The organism is Streptomyces sp. CA-251387, assembly GCF_050936625.1.
In the GTDB taxonomy this organism is placed as follows: domain Bacteria; phylum Actinomycetota; class Actinomycetes; order Streptomycetales; family Streptomycetaceae; genus Streptomyces.
On sequence record NZ_JBNJMJ010000002.1, the window covers coordinates 198961 to 219666 of the forward strand.

16 protein-coding genes, 1 tRNA gene and 7 pseudogenes are annotated in these 20706 nt (G+C 64.1%); 13 read left to right on the plus strand and 11 right to left on the minus strand.

The features are described 5' to 3' along the window. Positions 1-100: 100 nt before the first annotated feature. Positions 101-2266 (minus strand): prolyl oligopeptidase family serine peptidase, encoded by a 2166-nt coding sequence (locus tag ACQEV2_RS42565; protein ID WP_433056104.1) that lies wholly within the window; start codon positions 2264-2266, stop codon positions 101-103. 165 nt (positions 2267-2431) lie between these two features. On the opposite strand from ACQEV2_RS42565, the gene ACQEV2_RS42570 reads away from it, so the two are divergent. From ACQEV2_RS42570 to ACQEV2_RS42580, 3 genes and pseudogenes are all read left to right on the plus strand, one after another. Next, a protein-coding gene (locus ACQEV2_RS42570) for an IS5 family transposase (RefSeq protein WP_433034809.1) occupies positions 2432-3249 on the plus strand; the annotation gives its coding sequence in 2 pieces (ribosomal slippage) (positions 2432-2792 and positions 2792-3249; 819 coding nt in all). 241 nt (positions 3250-3490) lie between these two features. Continuing rightward, positions 3491-4314, plus strand: a pseudogene (locus ACQEV2_RS42575) (IS110 family transposase); the annotation flags it as partial. Positions 4315-4324: 10 nt separating this feature from the next. Further along, positions 4325-5390, plus strand: a pseudogene (locus ACQEV2_RS42580) (IS110 family transposase); the annotation flags it as partial. A 219-nt stretch (positions 5391-5609) separates the two neighbouring features. On the opposite strand, the gene ACQEV2_RS42585 reads toward ACQEV2_RS42580, so the two are convergent. The 3 genes from ACQEV2_RS42585 to ACQEV2_RS42595 are packed head-to-tail and all read right to left on the minus strand — an operon-like array spanning position 5610 to position 6441. Next, complete coding sequence (locus ACQEV2_RS42585; RefSeq protein ID WP_433055766.1) at positions 5610-5981, minus strand: hypothetical protein; 372 nt, start codon at positions 5979-5981, stop codon at positions 5610-5612. Further along, the gene (locus ACQEV2_RS42590) at positions 5942-6091 is read right to left on the minus strand and encodes a hypothetical protein (RefSeq protein ID WP_433055769.1); all 150 of its coding nucleotides are present in this window, start codon (positions 6089-6091) and stop codon (positions 5942-5944) included. The genes ACQEV2_RS42585 and ACQEV2_RS42590 overlap by 40 nt, the downstream gene beginning before the upstream one ends. After that, on the minus strand, positions 6088-6441 hold the full coding sequence (locus ACQEV2_RS42595) for a MarR family winged helix-turn-helix transcriptional regulator (RefSeq protein ID WP_433055772.1): 354 nt from the start codon (positions 6439-6441) through the stop codon (positions 6088-6090). The genes ACQEV2_RS42590 and ACQEV2_RS42595 overlap by 4 nt, the downstream gene beginning before the upstream one ends. A gap of 792 nt (positions 6442-7233) precedes the next feature. Between ACQEV2_RS42595 and ACQEV2_RS42600 the strand changes: the two genes are divergently transcribed. From ACQEV2_RS42600 to ACQEV2_RS42610, 3 genes are all read left to right on the plus strand, one after another. Next, positions 7234-8286, plus strand: coding sequence for a tetratricopeptide repeat protein (locus ACQEV2_RS42600; RefSeq protein WP_433055775.1), 1053 nt, complete (start codon positions 7234-7236; stop codon positions 8284-8286). 81 nt (positions 8287-8367) lie between these two features. Next, positions 8368-8706, plus strand: coding sequence for a hypothetical protein (locus ACQEV2_RS42605; RefSeq protein WP_433055778.1), 339 nt, complete (start codon positions 8368-8370; stop codon positions 8704-8706). Between the two features lie 125 nt (positions 8707-8831). Continuing rightward, positions 8832-9986, plus strand: a complete 1155-nt coding sequence (locus tag ACQEV2_RS42610; RefSeq protein WP_433055781.1) for a cytochrome P450 — start codon at positions 8832-8834, stop codon at positions 9984-9986. An 88-nt stretch (positions 9987-10074) separates the two neighbouring features. On the opposite strand, the pseudogene ACQEV2_RS42615 reads toward ACQEV2_RS42610, so the two are convergent. The 5 genes and pseudogenes from ACQEV2_RS42615 to ACQEV2_RS42635 all read right to left on the minus strand — a co-directional run. Continuing rightward, positions 10075-10631 (minus strand): annotated as a pseudogene (locus tag ACQEV2_RS42615) (transposase family protein); the annotation flags it as partial. 426 nt (positions 10632-11057) lie between these two features. Next, positions 11058-11485 (minus strand): annotated as a pseudogene (locus tag ACQEV2_RS42620) (transposase family protein); the annotation flags it as partial. A gap of 269 nt (positions 11486-11754) precedes the next feature. Then, a pseudogene (locus tag ACQEV2_RS42625) lies at positions 11755-11852 on the minus strand (IS5/IS1182 family transposase); the annotation flags it as partial. A 229-nt stretch (positions 11853-12081) separates the two neighbouring features. Further along, positions 12082-12174 (minus strand) — tRNA-OTHER (locus tag ACQEV2_RS42630). A gap of 303 nt (positions 12175-12477) precedes the next feature. Then, positions 12478-13218: a transposase gene (locus tag ACQEV2_RS42635; protein WP_433055784.1), complete on the minus strand. Its 741-nt coding sequence runs from the start codon at positions 13216-13218 to the stop codon at positions 12478-12480. A 127-nt stretch (positions 13219-13345) separates the two neighbouring features. Here ACQEV2_RS42635 and ACQEV2_RS42640 point away from each other — a divergent pair, with 127 nt between their 5' ends. From ACQEV2_RS42640 to ACQEV2_RS42670, 7 genes and pseudogenes are all read left to right on the plus strand, one after another. Further along, a complete protein-coding gene (locus ACQEV2_RS42640) occupies positions 13346-14002 on the plus strand; it encodes a response regulator (protein ID WP_433055787.1) in 657 nt (218 codons plus the stop codon). Further along, positions 13999-15723 (plus strand): ATP-binding protein, encoded by a 1725-nt coding sequence (locus tag ACQEV2_RS42645; protein WP_433055790.1) that lies wholly within the window; start codon positions 13999-14001, stop codon positions 15721-15723. Before ACQEV2_RS42640 ends, ACQEV2_RS42645 begins: the two co-directional genes overlap by 4 nt. A 3-nt stretch (positions 15724-15726) precedes the next feature. Beyond that, positions 15727-16209 (plus strand): hypothetical protein, encoded by a 483-nt coding sequence (locus ACQEV2_RS42650; RefSeq protein ID WP_433055793.1) that lies wholly within the window; start codon positions 15727-15729, stop codon positions 16207-16209. 246 nt (positions 16210-16455) lie between these two features. Continuing rightward, positions 16456-16644: a hypothetical protein gene (locus ACQEV2_RS42655; RefSeq protein WP_433055796.1), complete on the plus strand. Its 189-nt coding sequence runs from the start codon at positions 16456-16458 to the stop codon at positions 16642-16644. 288 nt (positions 16645-16932) lie between these two features. After that, a pseudogene (locus ACQEV2_RS42660) lies at positions 16933-17091 on the plus strand (IS630 family transposase); the annotation flags it as partial. A gap of 374 nt (positions 17092-17465) precedes the next feature. After that, the gene (locus ACQEV2_RS42665; protein WP_433055798.1) at positions 17466-17609 is read left to right on the plus strand and encodes a hypothetical protein; all 144 of its coding nucleotides are present in this window, start codon (positions 17466-17468) and stop codon (positions 17607-17609) included. A 149-nt stretch (positions 17610-17758) separates the two neighbouring features. Further along, a complete protein-coding gene (locus ACQEV2_RS42670) occupies positions 17759-17956 on the plus strand; it encodes a hypothetical protein (RefSeq protein WP_433055801.1) in 198 nt (65 codons plus the stop codon). 433 nt (positions 17957-18389) lie between these two features. Here ACQEV2_RS42670 and ahcY read toward each other — a convergent pair whose 3' ends face one another. After that, complete coding sequence (gene ahcY / locus ACQEV2_RS42675; RefSeq protein ID WP_433055804.1) at positions 18390-19841, minus strand: adenosylhomocysteinase; 1452 nt, start codon at positions 19839-19841, stop codon at positions 18390-18392. Next, a pseudogene (locus ACQEV2_RS42680) lies at positions 19831-20701 on the minus strand (methylenetetrahydrofolate reductase). The gene ahcY and the pseudogene ACQEV2_RS42680 overlap by 11 nt, the downstream one beginning before the upstream one ends. Positions 20702-20706: the final 5 nt, after the last annotated feature.

A 20706-nucleotide genomic window follows, 5' to 3' on the forward strand; every position in this document is an offset into this window, starting at 1 on the left:
GAAGTGGCTCTTGCCGATGCCCGAGGGGCCGCAGTAGGGCAAATCGCGGTCGGTGACCCGTCCTACCGGACCATCAATCCTGATCGCCGAGACTGAGACATCACGCTGAGTGCGCGCCGAGTGAGCGTTTGAGAAAGTCGGCCTGTAGGAGCAGGAGGTTCTTGGTGATGTGTGGTTGAGGGGTCATGTGGGTAACGCCGGGGAGCAGGACGAGGGTGTGGGGGCGGGCTGAGGTCAGGAGCGCGGCGCTCAGTCGGAGAGTATGCGCGGCCACGACGTTGTCGTCGGCCAGGCCGTGGATGAGCATGAGGGGCCGTCTGAGGTTGGCCGCGTCGGCTATCAGCGAATTGGCTGTGTATATGTGCGGGTGCTCGTCAGGGTGGCCGAGGTAGCGTTCGGTACAGTGGGTGTCGTACATCTTCCAGTCCGTGACCGGGGCGCCTGCGATAGCGGCGTGGAAGACTTCAGGGCGGCGCAGGACGGCGAGGGCTGCCAGGTAGCCGCCGTGGGACCATCCGCGAATTCCAACTCGGGACAGATCTAGCGGGTACCGGGCAGCCAGGGCGTGCAGGGCGTGGATCTGGTCTTCCAGGGGTATACCGGCGAAGTCGAAGGCGATTGACTTCTCCCACATCGGGCTTCGGCCAGGAGTTCCGCGGCCGTCTGCCACTACGACGGCAAAGCCCTGGTCGGCGAACCATTGTGAGATCAGGTGCGCGTTGTGGGAGGCCACGACTCGCTGGAGCTGTCCTCCGCCGTAGGGGTCCATGAGTACCGGAAGCGGACCACGCTCCGGCGTGTAGCCGGTCGGGAGCATCACTGCGCAGGGAACCTGTCGCTGTCCGGCGAGTGTGAGTTCGGCTCTGGCGGTCAGCATCGGCCGCTCGGCGCAAGATGCGATGACCGGTGCCAGTGCGGTGGCCTCAGAGGGGACGGCCTCCTGCAGTATCCGTGCTCTCACTTCGGAGTGGTGGGGTAGGGCGGAGACCAGGACGGTCACCGTTCCCGCCCGCGTGGCGGTGTGCACACCTGGGTCATGCGAGATCCGGGTCGTGCCGTGCGGGGTCACCCGGTATACGTGCACCTCCCCGATTTCGTGCTCGGGATCGACGAAAGCGCCCGCGCTGGCCGTTATCAGGACGTCGTCCTTAGCCACGTCTAGTACTGACCGCACCTGCAGTTCCGGGCCAGTCAGCGCTTGGTCTCCGACGACCAGCCGACGGACACCGCCCTGGTCACTGATCCGCGTCAGCAGGCCGTCCGGAGTCCAGACTGGCACCCCAGCGAAGAGCTCAAGCCATGCAGGATCGGTCTCGGTGTGCACTACCGTCGTATTCCCGGAGTCCGGGTCCACCGCAAGCGTTAGCTGGCTGCGCTGGTCTCGGGCCTGAACCAGCAGCAATGGCGGCCCTGCGGCAGACCAGTGCACCCGAGCTAGGTAGGGGTGGGCAACCTGATCCCACAGGACCTTCACACGGCTCCCGTCCAGTCGCAGCACGTGCAGCGTGACGTCAGCGTTGGCTGATCCAGCGACCGGGAAGGCAATCTCACGCGGCCGTTTCCACGGGTCTGCTGGGTTGCTGATCCACCAACGCTGTACCCGGGCCTCGTCCACCCTGGCCGCCAACAGTCGAGAGCCGTCCGGTGCCCACCACAGGCCACGTGTGCGGCCCATCTCCTCGGCCGCGACAAACTCCGCCAGTCCCCAGGTGACGTCCGGGGCGTCCGGCTCGGTCAGCATGCGATCACCCGACCCGTCCACTCCCACCACGCGTACCGCGCCCTCCACTATGTAGGCCACGCGGTCTCCCTGAGGTGACAACAGCGGCCCCACCGCTGGCTGCGGCACTGGCAGGACCCGCCCTCCGCCCGCCACTAGATCGGCAACGAATACCTGGCCAGACAACGCGAACACCGCCGAGCGCACCGCCTCGTCAACCGCATACTCCACCACGCCGGCGAGCCTTTCCCGGCTCCGCTCACGCCTGGCCCGCTCCGCCGCTGGCATATTCTCGACCGCCCCCTCCAGCAAGGCGACAGGATCCGCGGCCACCCGCTCCCGAAGACATGTCCAGGCGTCGTCGGTCGGCTCGCCCACCCACAACAGGTTCGCCCGATCCTGCCCCGACCGCACACGCAGGAACACCACACGCCCACTATCGGGCGCCACCGTGAACGACGACGGCACCCCCAACACGAAACCCTGCGTGCGGGCATATTGGCCCGGAAACCCACCCTGTTGCCCCGGATCCCACTTTTGCGACATCCCCCTAGTCTGCGTCTCCTCGTGGACCCTCGCATCATCGTTGAGCACGATCCGGTACAGCCCGATCACACGCCGTTTCTCTGCACGACTGAGCTTGTGACTAACTGGCTCTAACAAAAGCGGGTTGATCATGTGACTGTCTGCTTTGTCGCTCGTTGAGGGGGCGTGGGGAAGCGTCAGTCGCGGCCGTGGATCGTGTCGGACGAACTGTGGTCGCTCATCGAGCCGTTGCTGCCCGAGCCTCCGCCGAAGCTGGTGGAGGGACGGCCGCGAGTGCCCGACCGTCAGGCCTTGTGCGGCATCCTGTTCGTGCTGCACACCGGCATCCAATGGGAGTACCTGCCCCAGGAGCTCGGCTTCGGTTCGGGCATGACCTGCTGGCGTCGCCTGGCGGCCTGGAACGAGGCAGGCGTCTGGGACCAGCTGCACCAGCTGCTGCTGAACAAGCTGCGGTCGAAGAACCAGCTGGACTGGTCGCGGGCGGTGATCGACTCCTCCCACGTCCGGGCCGCACGGCGAGGCCCAAAAGCGGGCCCAGCCCGGTCGACCGTGCACGCCCGGGCAGCAAGCACCACATCATCACCGACGGGCAGGGCATCCCGCTCGCGGTGTCTTTGACCGGTGGCAACCGCAACGACGTCACTCAACTGCTGCCACTGCTGGACAAGATCCCGGCAGTGGCGGGAGTGGTCGGCCGACCGCGCCGACGGCCCGACATGCTCTTCGCGGACCGCGGCTACGACCATGACAAGTACCGCCGGCTCCTGCGCCAGCGCGGGATCAGGCCCGCGATCGCCGAGCGGGGACAACCGCACGGCACCGGCCTGGGCACCTTCCGCTGGGTTGTCGAGCGGACAATCTCCTGGCTGCACGGTTTCCGCCGCCTGCGGATCCGGTGGGAACGACGCGACGACATCCACGAGGCGTTCCTCGGACTTGCCGTCTGCCTGATCACCCATCGGCACGTCCAGAGGCTTTGTTAGGGCCAGTAAGAGCTGTCCTACCTTCAACATGGGTCTGATCTGGTCGTTCGTAGGATCGGAGGGCCCAGGGGTTCCGGGTATGGCTGCTAAGGGTTAGCCGCTCGATGGCTTACGGGACTTGGCCGCCCGGAGCCCCGCGACGACTCGACCGCCAATTGGGAGACGCGACTCGATCGCTTCTGTAGGACAACGCCGGCGAGGTCGTCTGCGGGACCGTGTTCGACAAGTTGGCGAGGTGACCGTGCCCGAGATCTGGGCCGGGGTGGACATCGGCAAGACGCATCACCACTGCGTGGTGATCAATGCGGAGGGCGAGCGGCTGCTGTCCCGCCGGATCCAGAACGATGAGACTGAGCTGCTGGCTCTGATCGGCGATGTGCTGGCGATATCCGATGATGTCCTGTGGGCCGTTGACCTCAACCATGGTGGTGCCGCCCTGCTGATCGGCCTGCTCACCGCTCATGGTCAGCCCGTCGCCTACCTCACCGGCCTGGCGGTCCACCGGGCCTCGGCCACCTACCGGGGCGAGGGGAAGACCGACGCGAAGGACGCCTTCGTCATCGCCGACCAGGCCCGCGTCCGCCGGGACCTGGGACTGCTGCGGCCCGGTGACGAGATCGCCGCCGACTTGCGCACCCTGACCACCCGGCGGCTGGACCTCGTCTTCGACCGCACCCGGCAGATCAACCGCCTCCGGGCCCAACTGCTCGAGTTTTTCCTGCGTTGGAGCGGTCGCTGGACCTGACCAACAAGGGTCCGGTGATGCTTCTTACGGGCTATCAGACGCCGGCTGCGATCCGCCGCACCGGAATGAAACGGATCGAGACCTGGCTGAGGAAACGCAAGGTCAAAGGCGCCGCCGCACTCGCTCGCACCGCCGTGGAAGCCGCTCACGCCCAGCACACTGCGCTGCCGGGCGAGCAGTTGGCCGCCGCCATGGTGGCCCGCCTTGCGAAGGGGGTGATGGCTATCGACGAGGAGATCGCCGAGCTGGATGGCCTCATCGAGGCGAGGTTCCGCGAGCATCCGCACGCCGAGGTGATCCGCAGCCTGCCCGGCATGGGGGCGAGGCAGCACCGTCCTCGTGGTCGTTGACCAGCCAGCCTCCATCGGCGCCCTGCCCATCGCGGTGGCCCGCGACATGGGCTGCCAGGTCGCCTATCTGCCAGGTCTCACGATGCGGCGGATCGCCGATCTCTATCCCGGCGAGGCAAAGACCGACGCCCGTGACGCCTGCGTCATCGCCGACGCCGCCCGATCGAGGCCGCACACGCTCCGCTCCATCGAGCTGGACGACGAGACCGTCGCCGAGCTGGAGATGATCGTCGGCTTCGACGACGACCTGGCCGGCGAGGCCACCCGCATCAGCAACCGGCTGCGCGGCCTGCTCACCCAGATCCACCCGCACCTCGAACGTGTCCTGGGCCCGCGCATCCAGCACCCGGCCGTGCTCCAACTGCTGAACCAGTTCGGCTCGCCGGCCCTGATCCGCAAGGCCAGACGGCGCCGGCTGATCAGCCTGATACGCCCGAAGGCTCCGCGGATGGCCGAGCGGCTGGTCGAGGACATCTTCACCGCGCTCGACGAACAGACCGTCGTCGTCCCCGGCACGGACGCCGCCGCCCTGATCGTCCCCAGCCTCGCCAGCTCGCTCCAAGCCGTCCTCGACCAGCGTAAACTCCTCGCCACGAGCATCGAGGAACTGCTGGAGGCCCACCCTCTTTCCAAGGTCCTGACGTCCATGCCAGGCATCGGCGTCAGGACCGGAGCCAGGATCCTCATCGACGTCGGCGACGGCGACGGCGACGGCGACGGCGACGGCGACGGCAGCAGTTTCCCGTCCGCCGCCCACCTCGCCGCTTACGCCGGACTCGCTCCGGCGACCCGCAGCTCAGGCTCGTCGATCCGCGGCGAACAGCCCTCCCGCCGCGGAAACAAACAGCTCAAACGGGCCTTCTTCCTGTCCGCGTTCGGCAGCCCTGGCCGACCCGATCTCGCGGGCCTACTACGACAAGAAGATCGCTCAGGGAAAGCACCACACCCAAGCCCTCCTCTGCCTCGCGAGACGACGAGCCGACGTGCTCTTGGCGATGCTCCGCGACGGCACCTTCTACGAACCCCAACCCGCCCCCACCGGTTGACGAAACCCATAGGGGCCCCCGCCAGAGGGCGAGGGTGTGCGGGCGGCGAAGGTGTGGCCATGGTCCTCGCCCAGCACTGCCGCCATGTGGGACAGCAGGCCTGCGAGGGCACTGGCGGCCCCAGCTGCATTCCCTGCTTTCCCCCGCCAGCGGGCAAGGTCGTGGCGAGCTTGAGGGTGTCGGGGTGGTCGTGGCCGAGGCAAGCGGTGGTGATGTCGGTTAGGTGCTGGAAGTAGTCGCGGGCGGCGGTGACTTGTCCGGCGTCGCCAAGACTGTGCCCCGCGCGGTATAGCACCTCATGGGTGTCGGGCCGACACAGCGCCTCCCTGCATGGTTGGCGAGGGCGGTGGTGTTCGCGCGCAGGCTCTGGGCGAGGGCGGTGTCGGGCCAGGCGTCGAGGAGAGCGTCGGCGGCGGTGCGGGCGGTCTGGTCGTGCTGGTCGGGGGTGACGGTGTCACGGACGGCGTGCTGGATGAGCTGGTGGACGCGGACCGTCGGACGGGCGGCGCCGGGGCTGGTGTGGTCAATGAGGCTGAGCCTGCGCAGCGCGCTCAGCGTCTGCTGGGCCTCTTGGGCGGTGACGTGTACCAATGGTGGACGTGCTCGCGGTGCCCGAAGGTGCCCGCGGATGCCGTCACCTCGGCCATCAGCTCATCGAAGACACGGGTGCTCTCGGGCGCTTCGGTTGCTGTCTCGCTCATGGGGATACCTCGGCCAGAGCGCGCAGGACGGTGTGGAAGCCGGCGACGGCCTCGGCGGGCAGGCCGTCGAGCGCGCGGGCTTCCACGGCGGCCAGGGTCTGCCAGACAGTGTCGGCAGCCAGGCGGCCGGCGGAGGTCAGCTCGATGACCACGACCCGACGGTCTCCCGGACGGGTGCCGCGCGCGATGTGGCCACGGCGCTCCAGCCGGTCCAACACGCTGGTCAGCGTGGTCGGGCGGGTCCCGGCCGCGGCGCCGAGCTCGGAGATGGTCCGGCCCTGGCCATCCGCCAGGATGGCCAGGATGTTGATCTCGGAAGCGGTCAGATCGAGGTCAACCAGCTCGGCCATGAGGATCTGCAGAGTGGCATGAGTAGCGCGCTGCAGTGCCAGCAGCGCTGAACCGTACGAAGGCATGGCGCCGCAAGGCGCACTGTTGTATTCCCGGCGCAGCGGGGAGGACTCGGAGGAACGTCCGTGAATCGAATGGCTTACTCAGGCCGAAAGGGTGAGAGGGACAAGAGCATGCACAGCCCACCCAGCCCGTTCGACCCACGCTTGGACGTCACCACGCCGACGCCACCCGTCTGGACTGCCCCCATCGGGCCCGAGAGATCACCGACATCATCTTCGCGTCGGACCACCTGACACAGAACTCGTTGCCACCGAATCTTGCAGAACAGCCATGTCAGACCTGGTGTGCCCTGCTCACCGCAGCTGTCGCGCCCCGCTCCACGAACACCCGACTGGCTGGACGGTTCTGGGAAGCGACGTCGATGTGGACCCGGCGTGGCCCGCTGAACGTGAGCACACCGCGCGCTACCGCTACCCCTCGGTCAATATCAGCCCCGGGATCTGTGAATCATGCCAGGCGCCAACGTCAAAGACCGTCTCGCAGCATATGCCAGATAAGCACCAACTACCCAGTCGTCGACGTGACTCTTCTGCCAAGGCTGGAGGCAGACGCGGAGCAAGAAGTGGCGATTTTCATGCACACGACGGTGGCGCAGGAAGGTCCGGTAAGCGGCAACCACGCCGAGCCGGTCGACTAGGCAGATCCGCGAGCGCTTGTAAGCAGGGGGTGGGCCGGTAGGGCCCGCCCCTTGTGCGTTCTGGTCTGGGCTGGATGTGAGGAGCGGCGTGATGGATGCGGTGGCTATCGCTGGGGCGTGCCGAGAGCTGGAGGAGGGACGGCGCCTGCTCGGGCAGGGGCAGTTGGAGAGAGCGCTTGGGGCGGCGGATCGGGCTTTGGAGGTGTTGGAGCGAGAGCTGGGCGGGGCGAGTGCGGATGTAGCGAATGTGCTGCTGCTGCGCGGCGAGGTCCGGGGGCGGCTGGGGCTGAGCCGGCACGGGCTGCGGGATCTGCTGCGGGCGGTGGCGATCAGCCGCCCGCTGCGGGCCATACCGCCGTGCGACAAGGTGCATGCTCAGGCCCTGCACGGGGTGGGGCACGCGTTGTGGCAGTCGGGCCGGTACCGGGCGGCGGAGGACTGGGTTCGGCACGGACTGCGCTTCACTGCCTCGCTGGACGACCCGTTGGAGACGGCGCGGTTGTTGAACCTGTTGGGGGTGGTGCTGCGCTACACCGGGCGGATGAAGACAGCCGAGCGGCGGCTGCGCAGCGCGCTGTGGGCGATGCAAGGCGCGGAGACGGGGGTGGCCGGGCAGCGGTTGGCGGCCACGATCCGGCACAACCTGGCCGGCCTGTACCTGGCCTGCGGGGAGGCGGAGATGGCAGAGCATCAGGCCCGAGCCGCTTTGCGGCTGCGAGAAGAAGTCGAGGCCGACAACGTACTGGCGGTGGCGGCGGACCGGCTGTGCCTGGCCGGGGTGCTCTCCGCCCAGGGCCAGGCACCCCAAGCCCGGGCCCTCGCCGAACAAGCGCTGAGCGTCTATCGCAGGCTGTTGGGTCACGACCACGCGGAGATCGGGTTCTGTCTGCACGTGCTGGCCCACACCCACGCCACCGAGGGGCACCGGGACCAGGCAGCAGCCCTGTACCGGCAGGCCATCGCGGTCAAGGCCCGCGCCCTGGGCAGGCATCACCCCGACGTGGCCACCTCCTGGCTCGGCCTGGCCCAGCAGCTCGACGGGCCCGAGCACGCCCACGCCCTGCGCCATGCCCGGCAGCTGACCGCCGCCTTCCAAGACCAGCACCCGGTGCGCGCCCGGCTCCACGTGCTGAATGACCAGTAGCCGGTCTCCACCTGACCAACCAGATCGATTCCAGTCGGGCTTACCCGGATTCTTCTTTGTCGATCTTGCTGAGGGATGCTGATGTCTGCGTTGTTCTCCGGCCACCCCCGGACCGGTTTGTCGTTGCGGCAGGAAACCGGGCCGCTGTTCACCTCGGTGGCGGCCTGTGCCATCGGCAGCGGCATGCCCAATCCGCTGCTGGTGGTCTATCTGCACACGGTGCGGGGACTGCCCATCGCGCTGGCTACCTCGGTGGTCACCGTCGCGGCCGTGGTCAGCCACCACCACTCCACCACCTGGCTCCTCACTCTAGCCATCGCAAGCCTGGTCTGCCTCGCCCTCATCAAGGCAGACCCATCACCGCCACATACCCCCACAAGCCAAACCACCGCCGGCCGCCGCCAAAACCGCCGTACCTAAAGCGGGCAGTCAGCCCGAAGTCAACCCGCGCGTTGGCACCCGCCAACGAAGGGCATCACCGGCATGACATTGCATAGCCAGATAAACCGATTCCATACTACTTCCAATTCAGTGATAGGCTCAGCATGAAATATAACCCCGCCTGTCAGGATCAATCAGCCATTTCACCAGAGGTTCGATTTGGTTCCCTCGGTAAGATTTTTGCACAGAAATCTGCCACCGGGGCTACCGAATGGATTGTCACGGGATTTGAATACGCCCGACTCGTCTTGGGCGACGCGAACCGCTTTAGTTCGAGATTCATCAACGATAACGCACCGCCAGAACTGAACGCCTTCGAGCTGTGGGATCCTCCGGAGCACACCGAGATCCGACGTATGCTCATGCCCGAATTCAATGCGCGCCGAGTGAGGGAACTGCGACCCTCGCTGGAGTCGATCGTTCACCCGCTGCTGTGCAGCATAGCCGAGAAATCCCCGCCGGTTGACCTTATCTCAAACCTGGTGCGTCCGGCAGCGTTCAGCATGATGAGCCGAATTGTCGGCATCCCGGAGTCCAGGCGCAACGACATCTACCGATGGTCGCAGATCTTTCAGAGCCGCAGCACTCCTGCTCAAGAAAAGCGTCAGGCCGGGGCCGAGTTTCTTGACATGATTCGCAAAATAGCCAGTCTTGCGAGGCATGACCCCGGCGACAACTTGCCAAGCCGCATCATACGGCGTAGTGGCGTAAGCGACCGTGAATTGATTTCCGCAGTGGCAACTGTCGCAATCGCAGGCTTCGACTCCACAGCCAGCGCCGTCGGGGTAGGGCTTCTGGGCCTGCTGAGAAATCCGGACCAGTTTGAAAAATGTCGCGCCTATCCACATCTAATCCCTACCGCAGTGCAGGAACTAGTGCGCTACGCTTCAATCCTTCCCTTCCAGGCCCGTATTGCGACGACGGACGCAGAAATCGGAGGATGCCGCATCTCGGCAGGAGAGAAAGTGTACGTAAGTCTAGCATCGGCAAGCCACGACGGATCAGAATTCAAACATCCAGACCAGCTGGATGTTTCTCGATCACCGAACCGCCATTTGGGTTTCGGCTACGGAATCCATCACTGCCTCGGTCGAGGTTTCGCAGAAGCGTTGTTTGAAATCATCGTAACCGGAATTTCTGAGAAATTCTCCAGAATCTCCATTATTGATGGCGAAGTAGATTCACAGCTCGTTCCAGCAGACGCTCTTTTTCATGCCGTTTCTCGCCTCCCTGTGACATTCATTAAGGATCTTCAGTAGTGACGCTTGGGGTGCGACGGTTTTCATGGTTGACCTGAGCCGGTCGGGCTGATCCGGGCTTTGCGGAAGATGCGTCAATTGAGCTTCTTCAGTGTTGCCGCTCCAGGGTGAGGAAGGCTTGGCGATTGACGTCATGTGGTTTGGGCTGCATCGGGCTTTGCGGAAGATCCGTCAGGATTTCAGGCGGGCGATGCCGTGTTCGGCCGGTGCCCGTGCCGCGGCCAGGGCTGAGTTGACGGTCTTCTCGGTGAGGGTGAGTTCCGGCAGGGGGCCTGCGTTTGATGCCCGTGGTCACCCAGGGGCCGCCGCCCTGGTAGGCGAGGTCGGGCAGGATGGGGACGTCCTGGCGCTCGCAGATGCGGATGATTCGGTGGGTGCGGGCCTCAGTCAGGTCGTGAGTTCGGCCTGGCAACGCGGTTGAGAGCCAGAGCAATTGGCCGCCGGGATCGGTGACCACCTGCATGTTCACCCCGTGTCGGCGGTGCTTGTGGGAGGAGTCGGCCGGGCTGTCGCCGACGTGGTCGCACTGGACTCGCTGATCCCGAACCCGGCAGCGATCTTCGCGAGGGTGGTGTGTTCGCGCAGGTACACCAGTTCCGCCATCACGCGTTGAGACGGGCGGAGCTTGCAGCGCCGGTCGCCCTCCCCTCGAGCAGCGTGGTTGAGACGTCAGACATCTCGATCAACAGCTCGGGGGCCCCGCTCGTTGCACTTCGCGGACCGTCACCCGATCGCTGACCAGCTCGAAGAAGCTCATTGAGCAGAGAATGCTCACAGTGGCGTCTTCTTTCGTAGTGGATGTGCCGGGACAAAAGCTTGGTGGACGCCAGGTACTACTCCGCAGAACACCGGGCCGTGGCTCGTCGCACAGGCCATCCAGCCGACGCTCAAGGAAGCGCCGCATCAGGTGCGGACCGTATCCGCGTGATGACCAGCCGTCGGGCGGCCTCTGCGATCGCATGCCCCTCGGCACACTCCCACACGAGCCGCCAAGCAACACCAATGGCTGGGCACTTGAGCGACGACGCACCCATGACTGCAGCATCTCACGCCAGTGTCAGTGAGCCTCTTTCATCCTGAGTTCGTGCAGATGAGAAGGGTGTGAACTGCACGGACGATGCGGCTGAGGCGATTGGTTGAACAGCGTGCCCTTCGGAGCAGGCGCCAGGACTTGAGCTGGGCGAAAGCGCGTTCGCCGGATGCGCGCAGGCAGGCATGGTCACGGTTGTACTGCTGGTAGTGCTCGGGCAGTTCGCGGTGGCCGTATTAGGGGGTGCGGACGGTGGCGCCGGCGCCCTGGTAGGCGCGGTCGGCCAGGATGAGGATCTGCCGGGTCAGGCAGGCTTGGACGAGGCCGTGGGCCGGGCTGCGGTCAGGTCGTGGGTCCGTCCCGGCGTGGCTCGCGAGAACCACAGCGGCGTACCGTCCGGCGTCGTGATGACCTGGACGTTCATGCCGTGCTTCTTGTGTTTCTGCGAGTAGTACGGCTCGTCGGCCCGGAGGCAGTGAGCTGTTTCAGCCTGGGCACCGATCGGGTGACATGGGTGGCCGCTGGACCAGGGCGTCAGCGTGGGAACGCGCTGGCCCGCCACCCGTCAACAGCAGCCGCGCCATCACCCTGGCGAGTGGCCGCTGAAAAGGCTCAGTGAACCTTTTCAGAGTGGGCACCGATCGGGTGATGACCGGGACCGGAAGGAGCCAGAACCTCGCAGTGAGAAACTGGTCAACCACCTACCAAACCTCACCCTGCCGAGTGACTGCTGAAAGGGCTCACGTGCTCGACCAGCTCATGCGGGACCTCGAGCATGGAAGGATACGGAACCAACGGAGCCCCTTGGTCGCCGGTGTGATGAGTGAGATCACCACGCCAACGACGAGGGGCTCCGCTATGTCACCGCCCTGACTGACCAGTCCATTTCACCACTGCAGCACAGGATGAAAGAGGCTCGCTCAAGGCATTCCCGCGGAATCGCCACCAGATACGAGAAGACCGCAACTTCCAACGAAGCAGCAGTCACACTTGCGTCGTTCCTACTCTGGGCCAGGTCGCTCTTAAGACGGACCCTAGCAAAGCTTGTAAGGGTCTTTTGAGTACTGGTGCCGGGGGAAGGTTTCGAACCTTCACGCCCCCTACTGGGGGCATCCGACCAAAACAGTCGGACGCGTCTGCCAATTCCGCCACCCCGGCTTGCGCTTTCAAAGCTAACAGCCGCCCGGACTCACGTGAAGCCTGAAATCCTATTCGCAGGAAAACTGAGTACGACATACCCAGGCAGGCCCAAAGCGATCTGACACGGCAGCTGTAGTTCTTGATCGTCCGCCTGTCCGCGATGTTGGTGCGGCCGTCTTGGCGGTGGACGCCGATGGCGAGGTGGCGCAGGCTGGCCATGGTGCGGGGCAGGTGAGCAGGGCGGATCTCGGAGTCGTCCTCGCGGAAGGTCCGGTCGCGTACGTGGTGGAGCAGGTTCTCGATGTGCCAGTGGCTCCTGATTCAGGTGGCGAGTTGCTCGCCGGTGGCCTCCCCGGGCGGCAGACTGGTGATCAGGTAAACGCGTTCGATGGTGAGCTTGCCGGTGCCCAGCTCGCGGCGCCAGCGCACGATTTGGAGGGCCTGGCGGGCGTCGGGGTAGTCGAGGTGGCGGAAGGCGGCCATCTTGAGGCGACGGATCTCCATGCAATGGTGGGCGCGAGTGCGGTCGTAGTGGTCGAACGCGATGTCCCGCCAGGGCAGCGTGCGGACGCTCTTGAACAGGCCGGGGTGGTTCTTCTTGACGACGGCGAGGTAGTGCGCGCCACGTTCGCTCAGGTAGGCGCCCTGGTTGTGCCGGGTGGGCCGGGCGTCGGCGGTGATCTCGTTGCTCTTCTTGCCGGCGTCGATGCCCTGGCTGGTCTCGGCGACGTTTGCCGAGGTCTTCACGCTCTGCGCGTCCACCACGGCCGCGGTGGGCTCCGTGCTGCGGCCGTGGGCCCGGCGGGTCTTGTCGCGTAACAGGTCGTGGACCTGCTGGGTGATGCCGTCGGCTTCCCACTTCGCGTAGTAGTCGTAGACGGTCTTGTACGGCGGGAAGTCCTGCGGCAGGTACTCCCACGGAATGCCGGTGCGGTTGACATAGAGGATCGCGTTGACGATCTCTCGCAGGTCGTGCACCCGAGCTGCCGTGCCGGGTCCGGTCCGTCTCGCCCGCCAGGCGTTGAAGACCGGTTCGATCAAGGCCCATCGGGCATCGGACACATCACTGCGGTACGGGCGACGAGCACTCACGCGCCTCATGCAACAACCACCAACCGTGCCCGTCACAAAAAAATCCCCGAACACCAACTACCTAGATCAGATGCCGTCTTAGGTACCGATTGCTCAAGTGGACATTAGTCAAACTACTCATTATCGACATGAGCGTCCTTCGCCGACCATCCACTTCTTCTTGCGGCTCGCAGCGAACGGCTACCAAACTCGTAAGGAAGCAGCCTTGCTTGGCACACAATCAGACATTCAGGACTTCCGAATCCTTGTTGTTGATGACGATGAGGATGTTCATGCCATCACTAAGATTGCGCTTCGCCCCCTGCGCTATAAGGAGAGAGGCGTACAGATTTTGGAGGCCCGATCGTCGGCTGAAGCGCTGGAAGTTATGCGGTGCACACCAGCCGTGGCGGTTATCTTGCTTGATGTAGTGATGGAATCATCCGAAGCCGGACTGCATGCTTGCCGAGCGATACGCGAGCATTTGGAGAACCGTTTTGTACGTATCATCCTCCGCACTGGCCAACCAGGCATGGCGCCAGAGGAGCGCGTAGTCCAGGATTACGATATCGACGGATATCTACCAAAGGGTGAGGTGACCTCCACTCGTCTGGTGACAATGGTCCGCACCGCCCTCAAGTCTTACGACGAAATCACCGACTTGGAATCCAAGCGGCGCAGCCTCGAGTCAGTGCATGAAAGCGTGCATGACCTGTCAGAGACTTCTACTTGGAGTGCTCTTCAGCGAGAGCCCTCCCTGTGGGAGGGGAAATGAGCACACAGTCCGCCGGTAATCCGGCATGGCGGGTCCTTGTCATTGATGATGATGAGGATGTGCACTCGGTCACGAAGCTGGTACTGAAGAAGAAGATCTGGCGCAATCAGCCGTTCCAACTCCGCAGCGTCTACAGTCAGGCCGAAGCAACCGAGCTACTCAAGGAGGACCAGGACTTCCACGTAGCGCTTGTCGATGTCGTCATGGAAAACGAAAACTCTGGACTTGAAGTCTGCCAGCTGATCCGTGAAACCTGTCCTCGGTCAACTCGTATTGTTCTGAGGACCGGCCAAGCAGGAACAGTACCCGAGGAAAAAGTCCTCAACGAGTACGACATCGACTATTATCTTCAAAAGCTGGACATCACGCCGAACAAGCTGTTCTCGGTCGTGCGGGCTTGCCTTCGTAGTTCCCAGGACATCTCTACACTCCTGGCATATGGAAAACAGCTTCAGAGCTTCACCCGCGCCCTACAGTATGTGAGTACAGTCGATAACCTCGTTGTATTCATGGGAGAAGCATTGCGGTTCCTTGAGCTAAAGCACAACTGCGTGAGCACATTCTGCTACGATCTCATGCTCGGCGAATCAGCGCTCATTACTACTGGTCCTGCACACTACGAGGAGCATCACAGCACTGCCTACCACCGTGCCATGTGTCTCGCCCATGAGGTGGGTAAAGATAAATCACTCATGCAAGCGGTCCCCGGTAAAGAGGTAGGACTCGACAGCTCGACCTTCGTCATCGCATTTGAGGCACGCGAAGAGAAGCTTCAAGAGAAGACAGAGGATTGCTCTCCCGTAATGGGCGGGATTGCATTCACGATGAACGCCAGCCACGTCACCGAGTCAGCACGCCGTGACCTCGTCGCAGACGCGCGTCTTTTCATCGAAAATTGGTGCATCGCTTTCTCGACGCTGCGTCTCCGCGACCGTCTCAGCCAGGAACAGCACCTGCGCAATCAGATGTATCACGACAGGCTTGAAAGCATTGCCACGATGGTGACTGGCGTAGCCCACGAGCTCAATACACCACTCGGAGTCGCTCGCACGGCCGGCTCGGTCATCAATGATCTATCGGGTCAGCTGGTGAGCGCTGTCGATCAATCGACGGGCTGGGAAGAGACTTCCACGGATATAAAGGAAGCTGTCCGCTTGATGAACAAGAACCTGGATCGAGCCCATCGAATGATCCAGAGTTTCCGTCAGCTCTCCGCCTCGCAGCTTTCCGACGAGCGCATTGCTATCGATCTCCGCGACATCGTCACCGACTGCATGGAAACCATGGGGCCCGACCTTAGGAAACATGGAGTAACGACCCATCTGTACACTTCGGGAGAAGAGAACTTCACATGGCACGGTTATCCAGGCCATCTCAGTCAAGTTATCATAAATCTCACTCACAATGCCCTTCGGTATGCATACACACCGGGAACAGGGGGGGATATCGATGTATTCATCGACAAGCACAAAGAAGTCGAAGGATTCCGCCTTCGTTTCATCGACTACGGAAAGGGTGTCAGCAATGAAATAAAGCCACGTATGTTCGATGCCTTCGTCACGTCCGGCAGGGAGTCAGGAGGAACCGGTCTCGGGCTCGCCATCGTTAGAAATATCGTGGTCAACCTCCTGCAAGGAGAAATCTCCTGCGAAAGCTCACTGGGCGAGGGAACTACGTTCATCATCGACCTGCCGACGACATGTGAAATCCAGGAGGCCTGATTCATGCCACTCGAAGTAAAACCTCATCGGGCCTGCGGAGAAGATGAAATCGTGACACCCCCGGGTACGAACCGAAGTCAGTTCCAGCAGAAGGCGGCAATGGTTCACGCAATGATGATCATCTGCTTCAACGGAAGCAAGATAACGTCGCAGCAACTCGCCACGGTCGAATCTTACGCAAAGTCTCTCCCCGAATTCTACGGGATGGATTTTCAGCCCTACTATGAAGAGGCTAAGAAGCTAGCTAGCAGCGCTGCAGGGGACACAGAAAGGGCCATTGACCTGCTTTCCATCATCGAATCCGAGGAGCTGCGCACTAAAGCCTTCTACTGCTGCCTGGAACTTTCCTTGTCAAATGCCGATGCTAAGGCAACAGCGCAGGATGAGGTAGTTCTATCAGCTATTCAATCCTCGCTCGGTGTCTCGGCGCAGACGGCAAGCCAACTGAGGGAAAGCATAGCGGTTAAGTATGCACACACAACGTGATGCCGAGGATGAAGAAGCAGGATGGTCATAATGATCTGAACAGAGCCTTTTCCATCCTCAGTCTGACACGCAGGGTCTGTGCGGGATCGCGATTGGTCCGGTTCGCGTGTGACGTGACGTCATGTCCCCTGACGGGCCTGGGAAGCAGCACAGGCACGGCCCCGATGATCATGTGGGGGTCGAGTCCGTTGGCCACCGAGCGAGCCCGTGCCTGCCCCTGCGGGTGACCCCTGGCTCCGTTGGATCATGAACCAAGCCGCGCAGACCGCCAAGCGCACTCCGCCCTACGCGGGGTGCTTCGAGCAGATCGCCCATCGCCGGGGCTGGAAAATCGCCACCGTGGCGGTCGCCCGCAAGCTCCTCACCCACGCCTACCACGTGCTGCGCGAGGTCGATGCGGCCCAACAGCCGAAGGAGCCGTGCACCACAGCATGACGACCCCAGGGACAGGACGCCAAGCCCGGGTGAGCTCGCCTTGTAGTATGAGCCGGCCCCACCGCGCTCGATGGCCTGAATGAGCAGCCCGGCCCCGAAGGAAGGTCATGATCCGGGCCCGCCCGGCCGGGATCGAATGGGTGCGTGCGAGTCCTCTCCGCACGACCCCCACTCGGGGGACCACGGCCCCAACTTCCTGTCTACAACGGCACTCAACCCGGTGCGAGCACACCACGGCACACGCCGGGCCAGGGCATCGTGCACCTTGACAGCCCCAGCCCTCATGGGTGCCACAAGACAGGCCGCTCACCCCCGCTGATCTGCCGGCCCAGACGACACAGCGGACGACGTGAACAGCGTCGGAGCTTTGCCTGGACGGACTACCGTGACCTGCTCATCGCCGCCCACCAGCAGCTAGGCGCACCGATCGTGCTCGTGTGGGACAACTGTGAGACTCAGCCGCGACGAGCCCACGCCGATCCATCCACAAGCTCAGGCCCCGCATCATGCGCACCGCGTCCCTCACCGACACCGCCGCGTACCCCCGGGACACCAACTCCGTAGGCATCAGCGACTCGTACGTGGCCAATGGCCCCGTCACCACCAACGGCACCGGCCCACGGCGCCGCTCTTCGATCGCATCCATGCTCTTCTCCTGTCTGCAGGCAACTCGCCTACACAGACAGGGATACGAGCCACCTCGGGCAGAGGCCGCCGGTTATGCTGAAGCTTTCGAAACCAGATCCCAGGTCCGTCATGCTCTCGCAGCCACAGTCGGCATAGCCCGGCACACGGCATAAGGGGACGATTTCCTCGTGCTCGTGTCCGGGACTCGCGAGCACTGCGAAGCGCTGCGCGAAGAGGTGGCAGCGGTCCTCGCACCGATGGGCCTGCGCCTGTCGATGGAGAAGACGAGGATCACCCACATCGACGAGGGCCTCGACTTTCTCGGCTGGCGCATCTAGCGCCACCGCAAGCGGGGCACTGAATCGGCACTACGTCTATACCTACCAGGTGAAGAAGTCCGTCAAGGCCATCGCCCGGAAGATCAAGATCGCGTGCCGGATGGACGTCAACCAGCTGCTGCCGAACCTGCTGCACTCAGCTCAACCCGATGCTGCGGGGATGGTGCGCCTACTTCCAGCCCGCGTGTCGAGCGCCACCTTCCAATACCTGCACCCACATCGTGTGGCACCAGGCCTGCTCCGCCGTCGTTACTACGACGGTCGGGGATGACCGCCCAGCGAGGAGGTCACACTGTTCGACCCGGAGAAGGTACGCACAACGCGATACCGATACCGGGGAACGGTGATCCCCTTGCCCTGGCCGACTACGGGACGAGGAACCCAGGTCAGCAGAACGGGACTTGTGGAGAGCCCGGTGCACGGAGACGGGCACACCGGGTTCCGGAGGCGGTCCGGGGAAACCTACCAGCAGCAATGCTGGCAGGGCGCCCCGACCGACCTCACCGCAGCGAAGGAAAGGGACACAAGGAAGCCCTCCGCTGCCTCAAACGCCCTCTGCCCGATGTCGTCTACTGCACCATGCTCCGACCGGGAAGCCTCTCTCTCTCATCCCGGCTGCTTGACACAGAGAGGTGCCGAAAAATTGAGAGTTCCTCCTGAGCTGTGTGCGAAGCAAGCGCGGTTCGGGAATGGTAGAAGAGTGGGGCTCCGTGCAGGGCTGATATCGATATCGCCCACGACGTCGCCCTGGCTGGCAGCGTCTGCGCCCGTACCGGTGCGTCAGTACCGGTAGCGGTCCGGCTTGTACGGGCCCTCGACCGCGACGCCGATGTAAGCGGCCTGCTCGGGACGCAGCCTGGTCAGCTTCACGCCGAGCGCGTCCAGGTGCAGGCGGGCGACCTTCTCGTCCAGGTGTTTGGGCAGCGTGTACACACCGGTCGGGTAGGCGTCCGGCTTGGTGAACAGCTCGATCTGGGCCAGCGTCTGGTCCGCGAAGGAGTTGGACATCACGAACGACGGGTGACCGGTGGCGTTGCCCAGGTTCAGCAGACGCCCCTCGGACAGGACGATGATCACCTTGCCGTCGGGGAACGTCCAGGTGTGCACCTGCGGCTTGACCTCGTCCTTGACGATGCCCGGGACCCTGGCCAGGCCGGCCATGTCGATCTCGTTGTCGAAGTGGCCGATGTTCCCGACGATGGCCTGGTGCTTCATCTGGGCCATGTCCGAGGCCATGATGATGTCCTTGTTGCCGGTCGTGGTGATGAAGATGTCGGCCTTGTCGACGACCTCGTCCAGGGTGGTGACCTGGTAGCCGTCCATCGCCGCCTGCAGCGCGCAGATCGGGTCGATCTCGGTGACGATCACACGGGCGCCCTGCCCGCGCAGCGACTTCGCGCAGCCCTTGCCCACGTCGCCGTAACCGCACACCACCGCGGTCTTGCCGCCGATCAGGGTGTCGGTGGCGCGGTTGATGCCGTCGATCAGGGAGTGGCGGCAGCCGTACTTGTTGTCGAACTTCGACTTGGTCACGGCGTCATTGACGTTGATCGCCGGGAACAGCAGGGTGCCGTCGCGCTGCATCTCGTACAGGCGGCGGACACCGATCGTGGTCTCCTCGGTCACGCCGCGTATCTCGGAGGATAGCTGGGTCCACTTCTGGGGGTTCTCGGAGAGGGTGCGGTTCAGCAGGGTGAGGATGTAGCCGGACTCCTCACCGTCCGCGGTGGACGGGTCCGGGGCCTCGCCGGCCTTCTCGTACTCGACGCCCTTGTGGACGAGGAGGGTGGCGTCACCGCCGTCGTCCAGGATCATGTTCGGGCCGCCGGTGGGGGTGTTCGGCCAGGTCAGTGCCTGCTCCGTGCACCACCAGTACTCCTCCAGGGTCTCGCCCTTCCAGGCGAAGACCGGGATGCCCTGGGGGTTGTCGGGCGTGCCGTTGGGGCCGACGGCGATGGCGGCGGCGGCGTGGTCCTGGGTGGAGAAGATGTTGCAGGACGCCCAGCGGACCTGCGCACCCAGAGCGGCCAGGGTCTCGATGAGGACGGCGGTCTGCACGGTCATGTGCAGGGAGCCGGTGATGCGGGCTCTGGCGAGCGGCTGCGAAGCCGTGTACTCCTTGCGGATCGACATCAGGCCGGGCATCTCGTGCTCGGCGAGGGTGATCTCCTTGCGGCCGAACTCGGCGAGACAGAGGTCGGCGACCTTGAAGTCGGTGAAGTCAGCGGGCATGGAGGCTCCTTGTAGTCATGACCTCGCGGTGAATGTCGAGGGCTGCGGTGGAACGGTTGAGGGTGATGTAGTGCAGTCCGGGGGCGCCTTCGGCGAGAAGGCGCTCGGCCATGGCGGCGGCGTACTCGACGCCGATGCGATGGGCAGCGGCCCGGTCATCGCGCGTCGCCTCCAGGCGGTGGGGCGAGGTCCTCGGGGAAGGCTGCATCGCTGAGCTGCGCGAAACGAAGGATCTGGCGGACGTCGGTGGCCAACATGATCTCGGGGATGATCGGGGTGTCACAGCCCGCTGCGGCAACCCGGTCGTGCAGCCGCGATAGTCCTCGCCGTGGAAGAGCATCTGGATGACGGTGTAATCGGCGCCGACCCTGCACTTGGTGACGAAGTGCCGGATGTCCTCGTCGGGCATTCCGACCGTGGATGCCCTTCGGGGAACGCGGCCACACCGATGGTGAAGTCGCCCAGCTCGCGAACGAGCTCGACGAGCTGGTGGGCGTGGGTGAATCCCCGCGGATGGGGCATCCACTCGCCTTTCGGCTTGCCGGGTGGATCGCCGCGCAGCACCAGTACGTCCCGGATCCCCGCATCCGCGTACTGGCCGATGATGTGCCGCAGCTCGGCCACTGAATGGCCGACAACCGGGCGACCGGCCGCAGCGTCGTCTCGGCCGCGATCCGCTTGGTAACCGCAACCGTGCGGTCGCAGGACGAGCCGCCCGCCCCGTAGGCGTAGGTGACGGAGACGAAGGTGGGAGCCAGCGGTTCAATACCGCGGATCGCGCGCCACGGGGTGCGGCTGCCCGCCGCGGTCTTCGGGGAAAAGAACTCGAAGGAGGAGGTGGGCGTGCCACTCGCGTGGATCTCGC

What these genes read in the sequence shown, in the direction of transcription:
- ACQEV2_RS42565 (WP_433056104.1), bottom strand. Translation starts at nt 2,266, where the DNA reads ATGTCGCAAAAGTGGGATCCGGGGCAACAGGGTGGGTTTCCGGGCCAA.
- ACQEV2_RS42590 (WP_433055769.1), bottom strand. Translation starts at nt 6,091, where the DNA reads ATGAGCGAGACAGCAACCGAAGCGCCCGAGAGCACCCGTGTCTTCGAT.
- ACQEV2_RS42595 (WP_433055772.1), bottom strand. Translation starts at nt 6,441, where the DNA reads ATGGCCGAGCTGGTTGACCTCGATCTGACCGCTTCCGAGATCAACATC.
- ACQEV2_RS42600 (WP_433055775.1), top strand. Translation starts at nt 7,234, where the DNA reads ATGGATGCGGTGGCTATCGCTGGGGCGTGCCGAGAGCTGGAGGAGGGA.
- ACQEV2_RS42605 (WP_433055778.1), top strand. Translation starts at nt 8,368, where the DNA reads ATGTCTGCGTTGTTCTCCGGCCACCCCCGGACCGGTTTGTCGTTGCGG.
- ACQEV2_RS42610 (WP_433055781.1), top strand. Translation starts at nt 8,832, where the DNA reads ATGAAATATAACCCCGCCTGTCAGGATCAATCAGCCATTTCACCAGAG.
- ACQEV2_RS42645 (WP_433055790.1), top strand. Translation starts at nt 13,999, where the DNA reads ATGAGCACACAGTCCGCCGGTAATCCGGCATGGCGGGTCCTTGTCATT.
- ACQEV2_RS42650 (WP_433055793.1), top strand. Translation starts at nt 15,727, where the DNA reads ATGCCACTCGAAGTAAAACCTCATCGGGCCTGCGGAGAAGATGAAATC.
- ACQEV2_RS42655 (WP_433055796.1), top strand. Translation starts at nt 16,456, where the DNA reads ATGAACCAAGCCGCGCAGACCGCCAAGCGCACTCCGCCCTACGCGGGG.
- ACQEV2_RS42670 (WP_433055801.1), top strand. Translation starts at nt 17,759, where the DNA reads ATGCTGCGGGGATGGTGCGCCTACTTCCAGCCCGCGTGTCGAGCGCCA.
- ahcY (WP_433055804.1), bottom strand. Translation starts at nt 19,841, where the DNA reads ATGCCCGCTGACTTCACCGACTTCAAGGTCGCCGACCTCTGTCTCGCC.